This window comes from Providencia sp. PROV080 (genome assembly GCF_033688105.1).
Classification (GTDB): Bacteria; Pseudomonadota; Gammaproteobacteria; order Enterobacterales; family Enterobacteriaceae; genus Providencia; species Providencia zhejiangensis.
Map to the genome: position 1 here is coordinate 904,332 of NZ_CP096346.1, position 20,238 is coordinate 924,569.

The 20,238-nt window shown below is 40.9% G+C and carries 18 protein-coding genes and 1 pseudogene; 10 read left to right on the plus strand and 9 right to left on the minus strand.

Annotated elements, in window-relative coordinates:
* The first annotated feature begins 13 nt into the window (after nucleotides 1-13).
* Together fbaA and M1F03_RS03890 are read left to right on the plus strand one after the other, a co-directional pair.
* Nucleotides 14-1,090, plus strand: coding sequence for a class II fructose-bisphosphate aldolase (gene fbaA, locus M1F03_RS03885; RefSeq protein ID WP_154623656.1), 1,077 nt, complete (start codon nucleotides 14-16; stop codon nucleotides 1,088-1,090).
* Between the two features lie 158 nt (nucleotides 1,091-1,248).
* Nucleotides 1,249-1,653: a hypothetical protein gene (locus tag M1F03_RS03890; RefSeq protein WP_251465133.1), complete on the plus strand. Its 405-nt coding sequence runs from the start codon at nucleotides 1,249-1,251 to the stop codon at nucleotides 1,651-1,653.
* Between the two features lie 48 nt (nucleotides 1,654-1,701).
* On the opposite strand, the pseudogene M1F03_RS03895 reads toward M1F03_RS03890, so the two are convergent.
* From M1F03_RS03895 to M1F03_RS03910, 4 genes and pseudogenes are all read right to left on the minus strand, one after another.
* Nucleotides 1,702-1,953 (minus strand): annotated as a pseudogene (locus M1F03_RS03895) (colicin Z C-terminal domain-related protein); the annotation flags it as partial.
* A 210-nt stretch (nucleotides 1,954-2,163) separates the two neighbouring features.
* A complete protein-coding gene (locus M1F03_RS03900; RefSeq protein ID WP_251465135.1) occupies nucleotides 2,164-2,409 on the minus strand; it encodes a hypothetical protein in 246 nt (81 codons plus the stop codon).
* A gap of 170 nt (nucleotides 2,410-2,579) precedes the next feature.
* Nucleotides 2,580-2,948: a DUF4440 domain-containing protein gene (locus M1F03_RS03905; RefSeq protein ID WP_251465137.1), complete on the minus strand. Its 369-nt coding sequence runs from the start codon at nucleotides 2,946-2,948 to the stop codon at nucleotides 2,580-2,582.
* 13 nt (nucleotides 2,949-2,961) lie between these two features.
* A complete protein-coding gene (locus tag M1F03_RS03910; protein WP_154622646.1) occupies nucleotides 2,962-3,813 on the minus strand; it encodes a LysR substrate-binding domain-containing protein in 852 nt (283 codons plus the stop codon).
* Between the two features lie 85 nt (nucleotides 3,814-3,898).
* Here M1F03_RS03910 and M1F03_RS03915 point away from each other — a divergent pair, with 85 nt between their 5' ends.
* The 8 genes from M1F03_RS03915 to M1F03_RS03950 all read left to right on the plus strand — a co-directional run bounded on the left by M1F03_RS03915 (nucleotide 3,899) and on the right by M1F03_RS03950 (nucleotide 12,359).
* A complete protein-coding gene (locus M1F03_RS03915; protein ID WP_154622647.1) occupies nucleotides 3,899-4,585 on the plus strand; it encodes an ankyrin repeat domain-containing protein in 687 nt (228 codons plus the stop codon).
* On the plus strand, nucleotides 4,585-5,049 hold the full coding sequence (locus M1F03_RS03920; RefSeq protein WP_154622648.1) for a nucleoside deaminase: 465 nt from the start codon (nucleotides 4,585-4,587) through the stop codon (nucleotides 5,047-5,049). The genes M1F03_RS03915 and M1F03_RS03920 overlap by 1 nt, the downstream gene beginning before the upstream one ends.
* Nucleotides 5,049-6,269 (plus strand): cyanate transporter, encoded by a 1,221-nt coding sequence (locus tag M1F03_RS03925; protein ID WP_251465144.1) that lies wholly within the window; start codon nucleotides 5,049-5,051, stop codon nucleotides 6,267-6,269. Before M1F03_RS03920 ends, M1F03_RS03925 begins: the two co-directional genes overlap by 1 nt.
* Nucleotides 6,270-6,362: 93 nt before the next feature.
* A complete protein-coding gene (locus tag M1F03_RS03930) occupies nucleotides 6,363-7,232 on the plus strand; it encodes a helix-turn-helix domain-containing protein (RefSeq protein WP_154622650.1) in 870 nt (289 codons plus the stop codon).
* A 103-nt stretch (nucleotides 7,233-7,335) separates the two neighbouring features.
* Complete coding sequence (locus tag M1F03_RS03935; RefSeq protein ID WP_154622651.1) at nucleotides 7,336-9,477, plus strand: TonB-dependent siderophore receptor; 2,142 nt, start codon at nucleotides 7,336-7,338, stop codon at nucleotides 9,475-9,477.
* Nucleotides 9,477-9,731, plus strand: a complete 255-nt coding sequence (locus M1F03_RS03940) for a hypothetical protein (protein WP_154622652.1) — start codon at nucleotides 9,477-9,479, stop codon at nucleotides 9,729-9,731. Before M1F03_RS03935 ends, M1F03_RS03940 begins: the two co-directional genes overlap by 1 nt.
* Nucleotides 9,728-11,158: a PepSY-associated TM helix domain-containing protein gene (locus tag M1F03_RS03945; protein WP_251465145.1), complete on the plus strand. Its 1,431-nt coding sequence runs from the start codon at nucleotides 9,728-9,730 to the stop codon at nucleotides 11,156-11,158. Before M1F03_RS03940 ends, M1F03_RS03945 begins: the two co-directional genes overlap by 4 nt.
* Nucleotides 11,136-12,359: a RhtX/FptX family siderophore transporter gene (locus tag M1F03_RS03950; protein ID WP_251465146.1), complete on the plus strand. Its 1,224-nt coding sequence runs from the start codon at nucleotides 11,136-11,138 to the stop codon at nucleotides 12,357-12,359. Before M1F03_RS03945 ends, M1F03_RS03950 begins: the two co-directional genes overlap by 23 nt.
* 44 nt (nucleotides 12,360-12,403) lie before the next feature.
* Here the strand turns inward: M1F03_RS03950 and M1F03_RS03955 are convergent, their stop codons facing one another.
* The 5 genes from M1F03_RS03955 to galU form a co-directional block, all read right to left on the minus strand.
* A complete protein-coding gene (locus tag M1F03_RS03955) occupies nucleotides 12,404-15,079 on the minus strand; it encodes a TonB-dependent receptor domain-containing protein (RefSeq protein WP_154622655.1) in 2,676 nt (891 codons plus the stop codon).
* A gap of 403 nt (nucleotides 15,080-15,482) precedes the next feature.
* The gene (hpaC, locus tag M1F03_RS03960) at nucleotides 15,483-16,001 is read right to left on the minus strand and encodes a 4-hydroxyphenylacetate 3-monooxygenase, reductase component (RefSeq protein ID WP_154622656.1); all 519 of its coding nucleotides are present in this window, start codon (nucleotides 15,999-16,001) and stop codon (nucleotides 15,483-15,485) included.
* Nucleotides 16,002-16,020: 19 nt separating this feature from the next.
* The gene (gene hpaB / locus M1F03_RS03965) at nucleotides 16,021-17,583 is read right to left on the minus strand and encodes a 4-hydroxyphenylacetate 3-monooxygenase, oxygenase component (RefSeq protein WP_154622657.1); all 1,563 of its coding nucleotides are present in this window, start codon (nucleotides 17,581-17,583) and stop codon (nucleotides 16,021-16,023) included.
* Nucleotides 17,584-18,128: 545 nt separating this feature from the next.
* Entirely contained in the window at nucleotides 18,129-18,809 is a 681-nt protein-coding gene (locus M1F03_RS03970; protein ID WP_251465147.1) for a LysR family transcriptional regulator, read from the minus strand.
* A gap of 487 nt (nucleotides 18,810-19,296) precedes the next feature.
* Nucleotides 19,297-20,187: a UTP--glucose-1-phosphate uridylyltransferase GalU gene (gene galU / locus M1F03_RS03975; RefSeq protein WP_154635623.1), complete on the minus strand. Its 891-nt coding sequence runs from the start codon at nucleotides 20,185-20,187 to the stop codon at nucleotides 19,297-19,299.
* Between the last annotated feature and the right edge of the window lie 51 nt (nucleotides 20,188-20,238).

Below are 20,238 nucleotides of genomic sequence, written 5' to 3' on the forward strand. Positions count from 1 at the left end.
AGGACCTTTTCAAATGTCTAAAATTTTTGATTTTGTAAAACCGGGTGTTCTCACAGGTGATGATGTACAGAAAGTTTTCGCAGTTGCCAAAGAAAATAACTTCGCATTGCCAGCGGTGAACTGTGTCGGTACAGACTCAATTAATGCCGTACTTGAAGCGGCAGCGAAAGTACGTGCTCCAGTTATTGTTCAGTTTTCTAACGGCGGTGCGGCTTTTATCGCGGGTAAAGGCTTGAAAGCAGAAGGGCAACAAGCCGCTATTCTGGGTTCAATCTCTGGCGCACATCATGTTCATCAAATGGCTGAGCATTATGGTGTTCCTGTGATCCTACATACTGACCACTGCGCACGTAAATTGCTGCCATGGATTGATGGTTTGTTAGATGCAGGTGAAAAACATTACGCGAAAACCGGTAAGCCTCTGTTCTCTTCACATATGATCGACTTGTCTGAAGAAACTCTGGAAGAAAATATCGAGATCTGTGCTAAATATCTGGCTCGTATGGCGAAAATCGATATGACGCTGGAAATCGAACTCGGTTGTACTGGTGGTGAAGAAGACGGTGTTGATAACACCGGTATGGATAGCTCTGCGCTGTACACTCAACCAGAAGACGTTGCTTACGCGTATGAGAAACTGAGCGCAATCAGCCCACGTTTCACTATCGCGGCTTCTTTCGGTAACGTTCACGGTGTTTATAAGCCAGGTAACGTCCAGTTAACGCCAAAAATTCTACGTAACTCACAGGACTATGTTTCTGAGAAATTTAATCTGCCTCACAACAGCCTAGACTTCGTTTTCCACGGTGGTTCTGGCTCAAGCGCTGCTGAAATCAAAGAAGCGGTTAGCTACGGTGTTATCAAAATGAACATCGATACAGATACTCAGTGGGCAACTTGGGAAGGTATCCTGAACTACTACAAAAAGAACGAAGGTTATCTGCAAGGTCAGTTGGGTAACCCAGAAGGTGATGACAAGCCTAACAAAAAATACTATGACCCACGTGTATGGCTGCGTAAAGGTCAAGAATCCATGGTTGTTCGTTTAGAGCAAGCATTCAAAGAACTGAACTGTGTTGACGTTCTATAATTGTGCTTAGGCTTGGTTAACCAAGCTAATCGCTAAATCAATCCCCCAGTAGGGTTATCTTACTGGGGGATTTTTGTATTTTTGAGCACTAAAACTAAATGTATAACAAGCTAAGATGGAAGTTATTATTTTTTATTTGTTATAAAGGAGATATTTGAGTGAGTCGATGGAACCAGAATTTTTTAATCGCTATTGTTGGTGTCTTATCAATAGGTTGTTCAGTGGCAGGTAACAACGATAGGCTCGTCTATAAATTTGAAAATGATGAGTTTATTTTAGAAAAAGAGTGTGTTTCAGTACTTCAATTGGGACATTCAGAGTTAAAAAATGACTATGTTTTGAATATTGAGATCAATAGAACACCTAAATGTTCGGAAAGATTTAACTCTCTTCTGAGTAAAAATATTGGTAAAAAGGTATCCCTTTACTTCGGTGTAAATAAAATTTCTCAAACGTATATCGCAGGGGAAATACAATCTGAAAATGGATATAGACAGGCATTTTCGGATAAAAAAGTAATAAATAATATTTTAGAAAGCTATGGGCGAAATGCTAAAAACTAAAAGAAATCACGTTGTACTTCTTTTAGTTTTATATAGTTAGATAATGAATTATTTAGGGAAGCTTATACTGACCGTGATAGGTACTGAATGTGATTTTATGCGTATACTTGCAGTTCCACCACCAGTAGCGTCAATAAGATAAGCTCCTGGTCCCACTGTATTAACCGTTTTCATTCCACTAGATATTGGATATTTAATCCCCACATCAAATGATGACTCTAAGTTTGATGAATTATTAAAATTAACGGTATACGAATGGGGAGTATAAGTAATTTCATTTGGCATACTTGTGAGGAGATCTTTCCACGCACTCTATATCCCTGGCATTGCAATAATACCTGTTGACCGTATAGGCCCTGAATAACCACATGGACCTTGTCTTTCCCTTGCGACTCTGGCTCTATCTAAACTCGCCATAATCATACTTTTTTTCATATTCCTGAATTGCGCAAATCTTTGACTGTAAATTCTTAAAGCACCCGTCTTATCACCACTATTGATCGCTTTCATTCATTCTTGAAAATTTTTCTCTTTAAGGTACGGACAATTCTTTTCACCACAAACAAGATAAATATTGTTCTTTAATGCATCCTTGACTTCAGGCGGCCAGCTTGCTGGGATGAAGTCATGATTAACTTGTAGATCATTGAACTCCCATGCTTTTGAATGTGGATCCCAGTGTGTATCAGGTATATGAGGTATACCACTATTACAATTATAGGGGTCGTAGCTAGGTCGAATAGGGTGTCTTTTCATTTGAAATTCCTTTTATTTATTCCATTAACTATTTAAATTTATTAGATATTATTTTTAATAAACAAATAAAATAGTAGCCATGAAATTGCATAGAGTAAATAAACGAAATTTGTTTATATGTCATAGGAAAGCTGCATCGTAATGACGTTTACGATGCAGCAAAAAAGCATTTATAACGAACGTGGTGTTCCTTGGTGGAAACGGAGCTGCCATTGGTTGTGCTGATTTTTGCTCCAAATCGATGAGCGTAGTGTTTGTTTAATAGGTATCCCATTATCAAGTTGAAAACTTAAATAGGTGATGAGCACTGTATTCGCATCTATCTGTGCACATTGGAAATTTTCGGAGTGAATTTCCAATAAATTATTAGCTTGAGTGAGGGCTAAAAGTGTCTCTGTTTTATCGGTGCTCACACCAGAGCGGCAAAATTCTAAAAACGCTGGGTGCAGAATATTTTCAAGAAATTCTAAATTATCTCTATTTGAATAATGATGTAGCTTTTTTTCTAGTGTGATTAGGTGATCAAAGAGTTTCTGCATATCATGTTCTTTATCAAAGTTGTTCAAATTGTCGTGCTAGGCGTTCAGCTAGCGTTAAAACCACTTCTGAATTGCCATGGACATGCAGAGCAATTTCCATCTCCTCTGCATCTGGAAAGCCTTCTTGTGCAGTCAGTATACGATGCTGTGGTAGCTTAGCTCGCAGTGGTAATAAACTGATGCCAAGGCCATCGGTAATGGCGCTTTGAATACCAGCAAGGCTTGTGCAAGTATAGGTAATATGCCAAGGGCGCTGTTCAATATCCAGTAAGCGGAACATATCGTTACGATACAAGCCATTTTCAGGGAAAACAATCAAAGGCAAAGAATCGGCATTAACATGTTGATTATTAGTGCTTGTTAGCCAACATAAAGGTTCTGGCCAACGATAATGGCTCTTAAATTCACCTTTTCGTTGCTTCACTATAATTAAATCGAGTTCACCTTGCTGGTATCGTTGATGAAGTTGGCGGCTTAAACCACTGGTAACCTCTAAACGAATGTTCGGGTGGTCACGCATAAACGTCGCAAGGGTTGGTGTAACTTGCCCAGAAGCAAAATCTTCAGGGAAACCAAGACGTAACGTTTGGATCACCGCATTGCCCGTAATTTTCATAAAAAACATATCATTGAGTGCGATAATTTTTTTGGCATAACTGAACAGGATTTCACCTGTTTCAGTTAATGTGAGCATTCGATGGGCGCGTATCAATAAAGGCTGGCCCACTAAGGCTTCTAAGCGCTGGATCTGTTGGCTCAGAGTGGATTGAGTCGAGTTTAAATGTTGTGAAGCGACAGTGAAGCTGCCGGTCTCTGCCACCGCAATAAAAGTTTTAAGTAAGACCAAATTTAATAACGTATTCATTTTATAGATACCTAGAATTTGAATATTTAATTTTTAAATAGCATATATTTTCAGTAGATTAAATAGATTACAGAGGAGGGGTGCAATGAAAACACTATTTTTGCCAGCCAAATGGCTAGGCTATATGTTAGTTATTCTTAGTATATCATTGATATTTATTGTTAAATCATTTGCACAGGCAAATTCATCATCTCTAGTCGCTTTGGCTGAAAAAGGGGATTTGCCGGCGGTTACCCAAGCTATTCAACAAGGAGCAGATATTGAGCAACGCGACTTACGTTTGCGTACTCCCTTAATGGCGGCAACACATGCTAATCAAATCGAGGTGGCTCAATTTTTAATTGAACAAGGTGCCAATGTGAATGCACGCGATGCAATACAAGATTCCCCTTATTTATATGCAGGGGCTAGGGGATTACAGGAAATTTTAGAAATGACCCTAGCCCATGGCGCGGATTTGAAAAGCACTAACCGCTATGGTGGAACAGCATTAATTCCTGCCGCAGAGCGCGGGCATGTAAAAACGGTACAAACTTTAATTGATGCGGGAGTCGACGTTAATCATGTAAACAGATTAGGCTGGACGGCTCTGATAGAGGCAATCATACTGGGTGATGGTAGTGAAAAATATGCGGCTATTGTGACTCAATTGATCAAAGGTGGCGCCGATGTCAATTTAGCGGACGCTTCAGGGAAATCTCCGTTAGCGTTGGCCAAGCAAAAGGGTTATGACAATCTAGTTGAAATTCTTGAAAATTCAGGAGCTAAGTAATGTTAGATAAACAGTTTTTGCGACAAGCAATTTCACTGGCTAAAGAAAATGTTAAAACGGGTGGCCGTCCCTTCGGAGCCGTGATTGTTTGTGATGGTAAAGTCATTGCAACAGGGGTTAATCAGATGCTTGAATTGTGTGATCCCACAGCGCATGCAGAGCTAATGGCTTTAAGACAAGCAGGGGAGATCCTTCAGCGCACTCGATTAGAGGATTGTGTGGTCTATGCGAGCGGACAACCATGCCCAATGTGTTTAGCGGCAATGCGTATGGCAGGGATTTCACGAATTATTTACGCTTATTCAAATCAAGATGCAGAGCCATTTGGCTTATCAACAGAAGCAATTGCACAGGCACTTAGAGTGGAGCCACAACAGCAAAGCGGACTGACTTTTGTACAATTAAAGCCAGAAAATGAAACGCAATCAGCACTTTATACTTTTTGGCGGGAACAACAACATTAATGAGTGAACGTCAAACAGCATCGCTGGGTTTAGTACTGACAATCGTATTGGTCGGGATTAATTTAAGGCCGTTTATGACCGGCCCCGGCCCACTGATTGATGGCATTATGCAAACGACGGGGATGACTTATCAAGGTATTTCATTACTCACCTTATTGCCTATGCTATTAATGGGAATAGGAGCCTTAATTGTTCCTGCGCTTAACCAAAGGTTGGGAGAGCGCTTAGGTATTAGTCTGGCAATGTTATTGTTGTTCATCGGTTCCTTATGCCGCTTATTTGTTGCTGACAGTGCGCAATTGCTCATAACGGCTTTTATTTGTGGTGTCGGAGCTGCTTATATTCAAGCCGTTTTTCCTGGATTAATTAAATTACGTTTTCCACAAAAAATGGCCGCAATGACAGGGCTTTATTCGGCGATGTTGATGGCAGGGGGAGCAATAGGTGCACAATTAACGCCCCTTATTGCTAATTTCTCATGTCATGAAGCGATACCATCTTGCACTCATGAGTCTGGTCATTGGCAAGCCGCTTTAGCGTGGATGGCATTACCCGCTTTATTTGCTTTATTCGCCATTATTGCCAATATACGCTCTTCAGCTTCTCATCAACATGCTGGAAAAGGGGCAGTTTTGCAGTTTTTAACAAAACCAAGAGCATGGTTGCTTATGGTTGGCTTTGGTCTTGTTAATGCGGGATATGGTTCAGTCGTAACATGGTTAGCCCCCTTTTTTATTGAACAAGGTATGAGTAGTGCAAAAAGTGGTTCACTTGTCGCTTTATTGAGTGTATTTCAAGCATTATCGGCTTTGTTAATCCCTGTTTTAGCTTCCCATAATATTGATCGTCGATTTTGGTTGGTGGTAACGCTATGTAGCCAAGCAATTGGTTTTGCTGGTTTAGTGGTATTTCCTCATTCAGTGCCTTTTTTATGGGTTTGTTTAATCGGTATAGGGCTGGGTGGGTGTTTTGCACTAAGTATTATTACGTCTCTTGATCATTTGCCTCATCCTGCAAGCGCTGGCGCGTTAACCTCTCTGATGCAAGCTGGTGGATTTATTATTGCGGCCTTTGGTCCTTTCTTTGCGGCATGGCTACATGAAATCAGCCAAAGTTTCGCTTGGGTATGGGGCGCACATATCTTAATGATATTAATAACATTATTTCTTTTTTTGCGTCTTAATCCAAAACATTACGCTAAGCTATTCAGTATCAAATAGGTTTTAATGCACAAATTGCAAATGATAATGATTGTTATTTTCTTGTTTCTTTGACAAGATAGCAGGCACATAGCCTTTGTTTCGAAAAAGATCATGCAGCAGTGTTCTGAAGACAAACTTAATCAAGCTCATTCCCATCGTGAAGATTACTCGATTGGTGCTTTTATCAGGATCAGTCGTGGTGAGTTTGTGATCCCGCATGATCTTGGGATTGATGAAGAACAACAGGCAGGCCTGAAGTTAGTGGCCATACATCAAGGCGCAATGGGTTGTCGTAGCAGCTCTGGACATAATGTCGAAGTGAATTCACCCTCATTGATACTCTCTGGCAGCCAGAAAAGCTATCAGTTATGCAACCTGTTTCGCGCCTGCCAACCAATGAAATATACAATGATTGATATTTCACCTGAGTGGCTTGAACAGCATCAATTAGTTTTGCCTGATAGCTGCTATCCCTCTCATAAAGCTCAACTACGCCATTTCGCGATCCCTGCGAGTGTATTAGCGATGACGCAGCAGTTATTTACTTGTCCAACCCATCCTTCGTTACACCAACTTTATTTAGGTGCCAAGGTAACTGAAATTACTGCGCTGTGTTTACATCATTTTTTACATGAACCAGTACAAACAGCCCCAAAATTACGCCAACGTGAGATTGATAATCTACACATGGCAAAAGCTATTTTGATGCAAGAGTTAGAATCCCCTCCAAGTTTGGATGTATTAGCTAAGCGTGTTGGCATGAATACGCGTAAGTTGACCCAAGGCTTCCGCCAGTTATTTGGTAATAGTATTTATGGTTGGTTACAGGAGTATCGTTTAGATACCGCGTATCAATTGTTAACGGTGCATGACGCCAACATTTCGACCATCGCCTATCAGGTTGGTTATACCCCAGCCCATTTCTCTGTTGCATTTCGTAAGCGTTTTGGTCTCTCGCCAAATCAACTCAAAAAACGTTAGTTGTTGCCGGATAGCGATAGACAAAATCCGGCATTCGAAAGTAACCAATCCCATAAATTGCTAAATTGATAACAATTATCATTTAACTTTTTTAGGGTAGAAAATGTTGTCTGTTCATCACTCTCAGCGCTTATCAGGGCTCAAATTAGCGCCCTGTGCATTGTTTTTGGCAACTGCACCGTGGGCCTTTTCAGTCGGGGCAGAAGAAAGCTCTCAATCTAAACATGATGTTATGCAAGTCACTACCCTATCGAGTGTTGATGATGACTATGTTGAGCCGGGTGTCACTACATTAGGAAAAATAGCCTTAAAGCCAAGAGAAGTAGCGCAATCGGTCAGTGTGATTGATCGTGAACAAATCGAAAAACAAAACTTACAAACGCTTGATGACGTTATGCAAAGGGCGACAGGGGTGACAAGTGCCCCTTATGTGAAGTTGACTACCGCTTATTATGTGCGCGGCTTTCAGATTGACTCTTTTGAAATTGATGGTGTTCCGGCATTGCTCGGTAATATGGCCAGCTCTCCACAGGATATGGCGGTCTATGAGCGTGTTGAGATTTTACGTGGCTCCAATGGGTTGCTTCACGGTATGGGCAATCCTGCTGCGACAGTCAATATGGTACGTAAGCATGCGCCAAAAGAGGACATGGCAAAACTCAGTTTAACAGCCGGGAGTTGGAATCGTTATCGGGGTGAGGCCGATGTAGGTGGCTTGCTTAATGAGTCGGGGAGTGTTCGCGGACGCTTTGTTATGGCATGGGAAGATAAAGATTTCTTCTATGATGTTTCCGATCAGAAGACGCGTTTAATGTATGCCACTGTTGATGCCGACCTAACGCCGGACACGTTGCTGCGGGTAGGAGCGCAATATCAAACAATCGATTCAGTAACCAATATGGCAGGTGTGCCGATGGGGAAAGATGGTAGCGATTTACATCTACCTCGTAAAACCTATCTTGATGTGGATTGGGATCGTTTTAAATGGGATACCACCCGTACTTTTGCCGCCATTGAACACCAAATCAACGATGATTGGCAGTATAAGCTCAATACCGAATATCAGCACGTTAATGCAAGGCTTATTTATGCGGGGGCATGGGGAAATATCGACCCTGAAACAGGGGATGGAGCCATGCTAATGGGAGGCGCGTATAAATTCCGCAACGAACAAATCAGCCTGGATACAAGCTTAAATGGCAAGGTTGAAGGTTGGGGGCAAAAACATGATGTGATCATGGGCGTGAATTATTCTCATGCGAGTGAAAAACAGTATAGCGCTGAGTTTGACCCTGCACTGAATGTTCCGGTGAATGTTTATCGTTGGGATCCCCATAGTGTGCCTAAGCCTAAAATAGGCCAATACAGTTCACCCGGAGCAACCAAGACGACCCAAAAAGGCGTATATGGGATGGGCAGAATTAAGGTTGTGGAGCCTGTAACGGTGATTATTGGTGCCCGTGATAGTTGGTGGGAACTGAAATCACCAAGCGCTAAATTCACGGAAAATGGCCGTATCACGCCATACGGTGGTGTGATTTGGGATTTTGCAAAAGATTGGTCTTGGTATAGCAGTTATTCAACCGTGTACCAGCCACAAACGGCGAAAACGTGGAGTGGCAAAATGCTTAAGCCTGTGGAAGGGCAAACGTTGGAAACAGGGATTAAGGCAGGGTTGCTTAATGGCAGCGTAAACTTATCTGGTGCGGTGTATCAAATAGATATTAAAAATAACCCTCAAATAGATCCGGATCATCCAACTGGTGGTTTCGATAACTACTTTATCAGCGGTGGAAAGGTTCGTAGTCAGGGTTTTGAATTAGAAGGTGTTGGCTACATTACCCCATTTTGGGATGTCTCTGTTGGTTATACTTACACCGATACCAAGTATCGTGATGATAGCCAAAATAAAGGGAATGCTTATAACACCTTAACCCCACGTCATATGCTACGGGTTTGGACAAATTATGACCTTCCTTGGGATGAGCGTAAATGGAGCGTTGGTGGTGGTATGCAAGCACAAAGTGCCTATAGCACGACCAACGGCAATGTCACCTTACGCCAAGGGGGCTATGCGCTGTTTAATGCACGTTTAGGTTATCAAATTGATGAAACGTGGACAGCAGCCGTTAACCTAAATAACATATTTGATCGTCGCTACTATTCCGGGTTGTTCTCACCGCAATGGAATAACCGTTATGGCGACCCTCGCAATGTGATGTTGACGGTAAAGGCTGATTTTTAATGAAATTAGTCAGTGTCATCGCAGTCATTGGTACTTTGATTGGGGGAGTGGTGCTCTCCCTATCATTAGCCCAGCTATACCCTTCCGTTGATCCATTAAACCGCCTTTATGGCGCTGTTTTCCTTTCGGTTTTTATCACTATAGGCATGTTTGTCTACAGTTTAACGGCCCAAGGGTGGCAGCAAATGTTATTGCGCAGTTATGGATGGTGGCCAATTCCATTGTTAATACTGTTTTGGCAGGGGGGATTATGACGGTACCTCTTATACGCCGGATGTCTAATTTGCATCGTAGTGCGGGGGCATTTTTAGGTGTTTTTTTATTTGTGATCATGTTGAGTGGTACTTGGAGCTTAGGCAGCGACGCCTTGCGTCTTTGGTGGAATAAAGCCCCGCTTTCGGGCGAGCACTTACCATTATCGCAATTATTAGCACGACAGCCTGACTCAACATTAGTGCAGCTACCTCAACCTGCTAATCCGACGATCACGTTTTGCCTTGGAATAGGGCAATGTGATAACAGCTATAGCGCAATATCTGGCCAGCCTTTAGTGCAAAATACACCCGCAATGTGGTTGGTAACTTTGCATAAGAGCCTCTTTATGGATTTTCCCGGACGCATTTTTATCAGCCTATTTGGTTTTGCACTAGCAGTACTCTTAATCAGTGGCTTTATTATTAACCGACGTAAGCTAGCTTCCATGATGCAGATACCTCGTTGGCGAAATTTACGTTTATTGATCCATGATCTCCATAATGGGTTGGGGTTATGGTGTTACCCATGGCTAATTCTGTTTGCTGTCACGGGAGCATTATCAGGGGTAGGCGCTTTAGGTACCGTTGGGCTGGCAAGCAGTGTCAATCCTGATCATCCTCAATTAGTGATGCAACAATTGATGGGGGATTTTCGAGAGATAGCCAGCCAGCCGCCTACACAAGGCCGCTACCAACCCGAGCAAGTTCTCACATTGCTTGAACAATCCTATCCATCATTCACACCTCAAATATTAATGCGCCGCGATAACGTGTTGATTGTGGGGGGCGTGCGGGCAGGGCAACCCAGTAGTGCGAATTTTGAACAATACCGTTTCGATTTGCATAAAGGGCAGCTAACGGGCATTCGAGACTCTTCTGAGCAGGCATTTTGGACTCGTGCTTTTATCAGTATCCAGCCACTGCATTATGGTCAATATCAATGGCTACCGAAACTCGACATGGTGTTGAGCGTTTTACATTTTATTGCTGGCTTTAGCGGCTGTGTATTGGTCGCAAGTGGGTTGGCAATGTGGTGCTGGCGGCACTCAGATTCACCTATTTCAGGGGTAATAGTGGGATGTTGTGGCGGATTGTTGTTGTCAACGAGCGGATTACTTGTCGTGATGTCCTTGTCATTCTCATTGCCAATGCGTGTATTTTTTCTATTTTGGGGCGCCATTTGGGTCATGTGTATGGTGGTTAAGCATAGACGCCAGATGTTGATTCTGATTGCCTCATTATCTGCTTTGCTATTTTTCATCGCGTTAGCTTGTTCCCTATGGCAACAGCCGGCCTACTTGACTCGAATTAATTTTATCTTGCTGTTTTGTGGCGTATTTTTGTTATTAGCACTTGTATGTGTTGCGAAATTGTCCGCACCACAAAAAAGTGATCGGAGTGGATATGAAAGATCTATTACAGAATAAACAGTTAGTCGTGACCTTAGGGTTATTATATCTTGCACAAGGCATTCCAATGGGCGTTGCAATGGATGCGTTGCCGACATTTTTACGCCATGATGGCAGTGAGCTGAGTGTATTAGCTTTTTTACCCTTAGTTGGACTACCTTGGGTGATTAAATTCCTCTGGGCACCTTTTGTTGATAACCATTGGGGAAAGACATTAGGACGTCGTAAAAGTTGGATCATTCCAATGCAAGTGGTGGTCACTGTGAGCATGTTTTCACTCAGTGTGATTGGGTTTTCTGTGGAAAATGCTATCGCGTGTGTAGCATTACTTTGTCTTTCCTCTTTAGCGAGTGCAACCCAAGATATTGCCACAGATGGAATGGCGGCAGAGCAAGTCAATAGCGCAATGCTATCTAAAATTAATGCGATACAGATAGCGGGGGTGATGGCTGGCTTTTTTATTGGCGGCGCAGGCTTGATGATGATGAGCGACTCTTTAGGCCAACATATGTCATTGGCAATTTTGGCGTGCGTACCATTATTGAGCTTATTGTTTATTGCGGTATGCCCACTGAAAAAAACACAGACAAGCGTTGTCGCTGAAAAAGCAAGTCTGTTAAACACCTTTAAACGGCGTGGTGCTACTCGATTATTATTATTAACACTGTTATCCGCTGTCACTGCTGTTTCAGGGTTTGGATTGGCTAAACTATTCCTCAATGATGCAGGCTGGTCTTTAGCGGAGATCGGCAAAATGGGGATGGCTGGTGGAATGGTAACCTTGATATTAGGATGCGGCGGTGGCGCATGGCTGATTGGTAAGATAGGTGTTTGGCGGGCCTTTTCATTCGGTTTACTGTTTGCACTGCTATCCTCTTTACTTTGGATGGTGCAATCAGTGAATGGTGTGATAATGGGGTTAGTGGCGACATGTATCGTTCTTGGTTCCTTGTCAGCAGGTATTACCTCTGTTGCTATCATGACCGCAGGCATGCAGTTTGCATCACGTTACCATCAAGCAGGCACAGATATGACCGCAGTGCAAAGCACTCGTGATATTGGTGAATTAGCGAGTTCAATGATGCTCGTGGGATTGACCGCTGCAATAGGGTATTCAGGCGGCTTTATGTTGGGGGCTGGTATCGCTTTTGTCGCATTGCTGGTTACCTTTTCACATTACCGTTATATGCAACGATTGAAAACAGAAGAAGCCGCTTAAGTCAGGCTTAAAACTCTCCTGCCTATAAAGGCAGGAGAGGGACATTAAAATCGATAAGTAAAATCCACCGTGAAGGTTCGTCCAGGAGCAGGCATTAAACTCAATGCCATTGGATCAACATAATATTCGTTGGTTAAGTTAGTTACCGTTAAATTAATATCTGCATTTGGATTAAACTGATAGTTCGCATAGGCATCGTAGGTGACTGTCGACAAATAAATTAATTGTGTTCCTGTCATACCCACTGTATGCCAATTCTGGTTCAATTTATGCGTTGGTCCACTATTATAAATACGGCGCACGCCAATATCTAAGTTACGCTCCTCTAATAATCTTACGCCAAGTGTAGTGTTAATCGTGTATTTGGGGGGATTAGTCAAATTAACTAATGAAGTACCAAAGCCACCATTGACGCAATTAGGTGTGTTTGGATCACCATAGGCATAACCACGAATACGACTCGCGGTTGTGGCGTCACAAGTCTTTGCTTCTAAGTAGTAGTTTCCAGAGACATCCGCATAGAAGCGTCCCTGATCGTAAGAGAGGTGATATTCGATCCCTGAAGTTTTATACAGGTCGACGTTTTCAATAAGCCATGATGAATTATTTGGATGGTAACCACGCGTGATCATATTGTGCAAATCACTTTTAAACCAAGCAACTTTCGCAGCCATCTTATCATCACTTGTTAGCATTGAATGTTGGACGGTGGAAGCCCCGATCTCCAAAACTTTATTTTTTTCGGGTTTTAAATCAGCCGCAGGAACAGAAGTCCAATTGCCAAGAGTTGATTCAAAAATACTTGGATTTTTAACGGCCTCGCTATATTTCACATATAATTGGCTAGTGTCATCTAAATGAAATGCAATACCGACTTGTGGGCTAAAGTCGCGTCCATGACGTTCCATGGGTTTGGTATAAGCGTATTCGGTTGTGACTTCTTTTTTCAAGATAGCTTGCTCTGGTGGACGAGGATCGCGCTCAAAGTCATCGAAATCATATTTATCGCCTAGGGTACTATTGGCATAAGGTGTATTTTTTAATGAGTCCAAGGTGTAATGACCTTGTTCATCAGGCCACCATTCCATATACCAACTTTCGGGCCATTTTTGGAAAAATTCCCCATTCTTTTTCAGGCGAGCAAACGTATATTCTTGAGTACGTGATTTTGCCGCGTAAGCGGTACTATTTCTATCTCGCACATTATATTCGGTATAGCGACCACCAACTTGAAGTGTTAGCCAGTTTACGGGTTTATATTCCAACGAACTGGAAAGACTGTACTCTTTGCGAACGCCGCTACGTAAGAAACGGTTTTTCTGCAAATTTTCTTTTAAAATAGGGGAGTTAGGTCCTGTATCTTCATGTTGAAAAGAACCGCCAAGGGTTAAATTAAATTCACCAAAACGGCTTTCAAACGTAGAGCGATTGGTTAAGTTAACGCCATAGCGATCAGCTCGAATATCCGATAATAAGCCTTGTTTGTACTCTTCATTTTGTGGATCAGGTAGCTGTTCTGTTGATAAATCAAACACAGGAACATTACCGATGTTGGCATTGTACATACGGCTCACTGAGCGCGTATACCAAAACTCCGATGTGAGGTTGAGCCAGTCATTATCAGGGTTAAAATTGTGTTTTGCCGATAAAGCATCAATGGTTATTTTACTAGGAACAAACTGTGTTGATTCACCTTTGCTGTTCGGGGCCATAATCATTGAAGGCATAATTTCCCCCCAACTTGCGTCATAACGGCGATAAATCAGCTCCAGTTTTTGATTTTCAGTTAGCTCCCCCATCCCTTTGAGCAGCCAAGACTCACTTCGGCTATGTGTATCAAGTACCTCTTTACCAGCAGGAAACGCTTCGATCACTGCGGCTGTCGTCATTCCTGTGCCGCCAGTTGTCGAATAATGTGCTTTTTCGTAGCGATCAGCACCATGCTTACCAGCAAAGTAGTTACCCTGTTTACGATAAGCGTAAGCTGCAAGGAGTTGGTAGCGATCTTGGTCAGTTGCCATCGCTACACTGCCGAATCGACTGTTCATATTCGGCCATTGATTTGCATCGTCGCTATCTTTGATTTTTGTATAAAACCCTGAGCGTTCTGAAACGGTATTATTTGCCATCCCACCTCTTAAACGAACACCAAACGTTTCGCCTTTAGGGATCACGTCAGCGGGTTGTAATGTGGTTACACGCACTGCTCCACCAATAGCGCCAGCCCCATCAGTGGCAAGCGTAGGGCCTTTGTCGATGCTAACTTGACTAATCAAATCGGGGTCTAAATAACTCCGCTGCTGTACACCCGCATAGCCTCGATAAACATCGATTGATTGTTGTGTTCCATCAACAATAATAGGCACGCGGCTTTGACCTTGTAGACCCCGAATATTAACATCAAGGGCGCCACCGTTACGAATATCACCTAGATGCACCCCACTGACGCCACGTAAGAAATCAGCGGAGGAATTCCCTCGAAATCTTTCAACTGTTTTTCCATCGATATAAGAGGAAGAGCCGAGCTGTAAATAAGGGAACTCGGCATCCAACTCTTTTTGTGATTTTGCTGAAACTTTTAGTGGGCCTAATTGCGTTATGTCTTGAGTTGAGACTTGGGTTTCAGCGTAAGCAACCATCATTCCGCTTGCCATAAACGGACTAACACCAATAATTAATTTAAGAAGCCGAGAAACAGGCCTCATGGAATGTTTATTCATGACGATTATTATTTAAAGTTAATTGGTAATACGATTGTAAATAATAATTATTATCATTCAATTAGTTAACTAATCATTAACATTAAAAGGCGAGTTTGTACTAACATATTGATTATAAAAAATTATAAACATAGGTAATTTACATTTAGGCAGGCGATATAATTACATAATTTTTGTTGGGATATTAAAAATATAGCTAGGCACAATGAATAATGGACGAATTGATTGCGAATTAGCGTGTATCCCCGACCGATAGAGGGGTGACAGCATTAATTCAGAGGTAAGGAACTCGCATAGGTATGGTTAAATGCGTAAGGCAGAGGCGAGGGAGGGGGGAATGTGAATCATATAAAAAAGGCACCGTGCTATACGGTGCCTCATTGATTCATTATTGTAATAAAGGTTATGCAGTGACTGCTAGTACTTGGTGCATAACAGGGTGGAATTTACGTTTGAAGTAAATTAACCCATGACCTTCTTCTCTTACAATAATCTGCTTTATCTCAACCAAGTAAACAGAATGCGTACCAATATCTTGCACTTGGGTAATTTCGCCTTCTAGATTCGCTAGAGCATCTTTCAAGAGTGGTTGCTGCAAAATACCTCTATCCCAGACACTCCAAGCAAAACGCTCTTCCATCGTCGAGCCTTTCATTCCAGCGAAGTGGCAAGCCATTTCTTCTTGTTCATGGTTAAGCACGTTGACACACAGGCGGCCATTTTCTTGAAAGACCGCATTCATAGCACTGTTGCGGTTAACGCATACCATCAAAGTGGGTGGCGTGTCCGTGACGGAACAGACTGCTGTTGCCGTAATACCGCAACAACCGGCAGTACCATCCGTGGTGACAATGTTAACGGCTGCACCAAGACTTGCCATCGCATCTCTGAAACGCAGGCGATGTTCATTTTCTAAAGACATATTGACCTCCTGCTGCCGATTACTTCAGCAGCGAATCTAACTGATTAATATCATTGTTGTTATGTAAATGTGGGCGTTTCCAGCCATGCTGATCGTAATCAGACAGACAGCGGTCAACCATATCGGTCATTGCCTTCATGTTACCTGAACCATATGCATGTCGTAGACATTGCAGACGAATTTCGTCTTGGCTACCTGCATAGTTAATTTCGTACAGTTCATGACGTCCACCGAACTCACTACCAATCGCATCCCACATGAGTTTTAAGATCTTGATACGTTCTACATGATCCATGCCGTTAGAGCCACGCACATATTTTGCCAGATACTTATCAATTTCTGGATTGTTCATGTCTTTCACGCTAGAAGGTAGATATATCAAACCACTCGTTACGTTACTTTCGATGATATTCTTAATTTTTGTATAGGCCATTGGTGCCATTACTCGATACGTTTGAATCGCTTGAGTATCTGGTAAATATGCACCGCCTTCCCACGCTTTTGCTTCTGAAGTCATTGCATCGGTCAGTGACCAGAATAAATTACGCCATGCAACCACTTCACCTAAGTCTGCTTGTACGCCTCGGAAATCGATAACGCCTGTACATTCAAGGCTTTTTTGTAATAAACCAGTGATAAAATCTAGTTTGACAGCTAAACGTACACAAGCTTGTAATGGGAATAAACGTGCAAAACCACCTTGTACAGCCCAATTACGTGCACGATCGAAATCACGATAAATTAAGACGTTTTCCCAAGGGATCAGAACATGATCCATCACTAATATCGCATCATTTTCATCAAAACGACTTGATAATGGGTAGTCAAAAGGTGCGCCTGTTGCACCTGCAACTAATTCATAGGATGCGCGTGAAATGAGTTTCACTCCATCGGCATCCATTGGCGCGACAAACATCAATGCAAAATCAGGGTTATCTCCCATAACTTGTGCGGAACCAAAACCGATGAAGTTATAGTGAGTCAAAGCCGAGTTGGTCGCGACCACTTTTGCGCCGCTGACGATGATACCTGCATCAGTTTCTTTTTCCAGTTTGATGTAGACATCTTTTACTTCATCGGCGGGTTTATGGCGGTCGATAGGTGGATTTACGATCGCATGGTTAAAATACAGCCCACTTTCTTGAATACGTTTGTACCAATGACGCGCATTGTCAGCAAATTGGCCGTAATACTCAGGGTTAGCGCCTAAACAACTGGCGAATGCCGCCTTATAGTCTGGAGTGCGTCCCATCCATCCATAGCTTTGGCGTGACCAATCGGCAATTGCATCGCGTTGTTGGCGTAATTCATCGGCACTTTTGGCGAAGCGGAAGAATTTGTGGGTATAGCCGCCGTTTCCGGTGTCGGTTCCCCAGCAAAGCTGGTCATGAGTTGCTTTATCATGGAGTGCATCATATAACTGTCCTATCGAAGCGGCTGAATTACGAAATGCAGGATGAGTGGTGACATCTTTTACACGCTCACCATAAATATAAATCTCGCGGCCATCTTGCAGGCTTTTTAGGTATTCTTGGCCAGTGAATGGACGTTTGGCATCTGAGCGAAAATCTTCTGGTTTCATGTCTACCTCGTTATCTCACAAAGAGCGCCGGCGTATAATTGGGTACATAGGTTCGCTGGCATCTAAGTTATGTTAATTTTATGTTTATTTTGTGTTTCTTAATTGAAGCCTGTTCTTTGAAGATAGGAAAGAGATTTTAGAAAGAATCACTGGTACTTTTCGTTGAAACTGAAGATTTATGATAATAATGTGATCATTGTAGTGTTTTTTATCTTAATGAAATAAGCTTTATTTTTATAATTATCTTTATATTCATGTAGTTAAAATTCATTAATTGTTTAATAAATTTAAAAATTACATTAATTTTTGATAAAATTTTATACTACTTAGATTCCTTTTTATCCCATAAAATAGATATAAAAGTACTTTTCCTATATTTCAAATAGGCTTGTTTGTTGAATAGTGGGTAAGTGAGAATAACGAAATAGGTTAACAAAAAGTTGCTAATGTGTGGTTAAAAATTATTCGAATATTTTCAGTTAAAGCGTACTTAATATCGAAATGTCATGTTCGATATTAAGTACGCTTCTTTTAAATAAAAGGGGTTAGGCGATATGATTCTTTTTCGATAAAGCGTCTATAGATTCATTGATTAAGTTGCCAATGTGTAAGTAATTATCCATATTTTTATCTCCATTTCTAAAACAAATTTTAGATTTGATTTCCGAGTATGAGCCTAGAATGCTTGTTGGCTGTTCATTATTTGCTTTAAGAATTGCCATTTGATGGCTCACGGGAAAATTAATCAATGAAGCTGAGATAAAGTTATCAGGGCATTTTGTTGATGAAACAATCAGTAAATTTAAAGACATAGATTCCAATTGTGAAAAAAGTACTTCAGATTTATCAATAGTTAAGTTTAAGTTGATGCTAGGATCACGACTTAAGACAGCTTCGGTAATATAAGAAATAAAATACTCTGGTAATGAATCAGAAATACCAACATGGAATATTTTTACATTATTGTTTGTTGATTGTTGAGCGATTTTTTTAATTTCCTCTATTTCTTTTAAAATAATTTTACTGTGCTCTAAAATTTGTAGTCCTAATGGTGTGAAATTAACTCGACGTGTTGTTCTTTCTAATAAAAAACACCCTAGATAATGTTCAAGCTTTCCGATTTGAATACTTAGTGTTGGTTGAGCAACATTGCAGTATTGTGCGGCCTTTTTAAAGTTAAGAAACTTTCCTAATGCATCTAAATATTCAAGATCTCTAATGTTCATTTTTTGCCTCTGCTGTCATTTAAAATAAAATATGATTTGTTATTTTATGAATTTTTTAAAATAGTCCATTAATAACATTAAATGAAAAGTTGTTAACTTAACGACACAATGAGATAACCACTTTTATGAATTATTGTTGACTTAACTGATAACTGAACTTATTCATTATGAAATCTCAAGCTAGTCTATTTACTTTATAATAAACAAGATCTTCACTCATTGGCGTGCTTATTTATCTGGTAACAAAACATATCTCTTATAATTAGCAATAGTTTGCACTAATAGAAAAAATAAACTCTATTATTAATAAGTTAGCTATTCTTTTATGATGAAAATCCAATCCTGATTTTATGAAAATATAGTTTTTAAATTAACTATCAAAAAAATAGAAAGTAATATCTATACTCGCACGTTAAATTGAAAATCAGACTGCTGATTGGATTTAGTTGATTCATAAAAGAGTTATCGTATGAATATATTCATATAACTAGATAACTTCCACATGATCTTTTATCCAACGATGAAACTGATAACCAAAAGTTTGATGCTGTCGACTATATTCAAAGAATGCTTTCATATACCCCATTTTGTCACCACAATCATGAGAACGTCCTTTTATATGATAACCTTCAATCGCGTGTGTTTTCAGTAACATTGAAAGTGCATCTGTTAACTGGATCTCACCGCTTACCCCAATAGGTGTTTTTTCTAATAATGGCCAAATATGTTTACTTAAAATATAACGACCAACAATAGCGAGATTTGATGGAGCATTATCTTTTTTCGGTTTTTCTATAATTGCGGAGATATCATGAAAGCGGTCACTCTCGTCACCGTTTCGGTGACAATCGACAATACCATAACTTTCCACATGCTCTATATTGACTCGCTCAATTAATATCTGACTTTTGCCTGTTGAGTAAAAACGGTCAATCATTTCAGGTAAATTATCAGATTCATAATTACAGTCATATTCATTAATAATGACATCGGGCAATACAACGATAAAGTCGTTATCACCAATCAATGGCTTTGCGCATAATATTGCATGCCCTAAGCCACTTGAACAGCCTTGTCTCACATGCATTATCTTTATACTTTTGGGGCAAATGCCCTCGATTTCATTTAATAATTGCTGCTTTCCTTTTTGTTCTAACAATGATTTCAACTCAAAACAAGTATCAAAATGATTCTCAATGGAATGTTTAGATGAATGAGTAACAAAGATAATTTCATTGATACCGGCCATATAACATTCTTTTATTATGTACTGTATAATAGGTTTATCTACAAGGGGTAACATCTCTTTAGGTATTGCTTTTGTTGCAGGCAGCATGCGAGTACCTAAACCCGCAACAGGTATTACTGCTTTTAACATAAATAATCCTTAGTAAATAAAATATTTATTATAATTTGTTCTGGTTGAAAT

What these genes read in the sequence shown, in the direction of transcription:
- fbaA (WP_154623656.1), top strand. Translation starts at nt 14, where the DNA reads ATGTCTAAAATTTTTGATTTTGTAAAACCGGGTGTTCTCACAGGTGAT.
- M1F03_RS03900 (WP_251465135.1), bottom strand. Translation starts at nt 2,409, where the DNA reads ATGAAAAGACACCCTATTCGACCTAGCTACGACCCCTATAATTGTAAT.
- M1F03_RS03905 (WP_251465137.1), bottom strand. Translation starts at nt 2,948, where the DNA reads ATGCAGAAACTCTTTGATCACCTAATCACACTAGAAAAAAAGCTACAT.
- M1F03_RS03910 (WP_154622646.1), bottom strand. Translation starts at nt 3,813, where the DNA reads ATGAATACGTTATTAAATTTGGTCTTACTTAAAACTTTTATTGCGGTG.
- M1F03_RS03915 (WP_154622647.1), top strand. Translation starts at nt 3,899, where the DNA reads ATGAAAACACTATTTTTGCCAGCCAAATGGCTAGGCTATATGTTAGTT.
- M1F03_RS03920 (WP_154622648.1), top strand. Translation starts at nt 4,585, where the DNA reads ATGTTAGATAAACAGTTTTTGCGACAAGCAATTTCACTGGCTAAAGAA.
- M1F03_RS03925 (WP_251465144.1), top strand. Translation starts at nt 5,049, where the DNA reads ATGAGTGAACGTCAAACAGCATCGCTGGGTTTAGTACTGACAATCGTA.
- M1F03_RS03930 (WP_154622650.1), top strand. Translation starts at nt 6,363, where the DNA reads ATGCAGCAGTGTTCTGAAGACAAACTTAATCAAGCTCATTCCCATCGT.
- M1F03_RS03935 (WP_154622651.1), top strand. Translation starts at nt 7,336, where the DNA reads ATGTTGTCTGTTCATCACTCTCAGCGCTTATCAGGGCTCAAATTAGCG.
- M1F03_RS03940 (WP_154622652.1), top strand. Translation starts at nt 9,477, where the DNA reads ATGAAATTAGTCAGTGTCATCGCAGTCATTGGTACTTTGATTGGGGGA.
- M1F03_RS03945 (WP_251465145.1), top strand. Translation starts at nt 9,728, where the DNA reads ATGACGGTACCTCTTATACGCCGGATGTCTAATTTGCATCGTAGTGCG.
- M1F03_RS03950 (WP_251465146.1), top strand. Translation starts at nt 11,136, where the DNA reads ATGAAAGATCTATTACAGAATAAACAGTTAGTCGTGACCTTAGGGTTA.
- M1F03_RS03955 (WP_154622655.1), bottom strand. Translation starts at nt 15,079, where the DNA reads ATGAATAAACATTCCATGAGGCCTGTTTCTCGGCTTCTTAAATTAATT.
- hpaC (WP_154622656.1), bottom strand. Translation starts at nt 16,001, where the DNA reads ATGTCTTTAGAAAATGAACATCGCCTGCGTTTCAGAGATGCGATGGCA.
- hpaB (WP_154622657.1), bottom strand. Translation starts at nt 17,583, where the DNA reads ATGAAACCAGAAGATTTTCGCTCAGATGCCAAACGTCCATTCACTGGC.
- M1F03_RS03970 (WP_251465147.1), bottom strand. Translation starts at nt 18,809, where the DNA reads ATGAACATTAGAGATCTTGAATATTTAGATGCATTAGGAAAGTTTCTT.
- galU (WP_154635623.1), bottom strand. Translation starts at nt 20,187, where the DNA reads ATGTTAAAAGCAGTAATACCTGTTGCGGGTTTAGGTACTCGCATGCTG.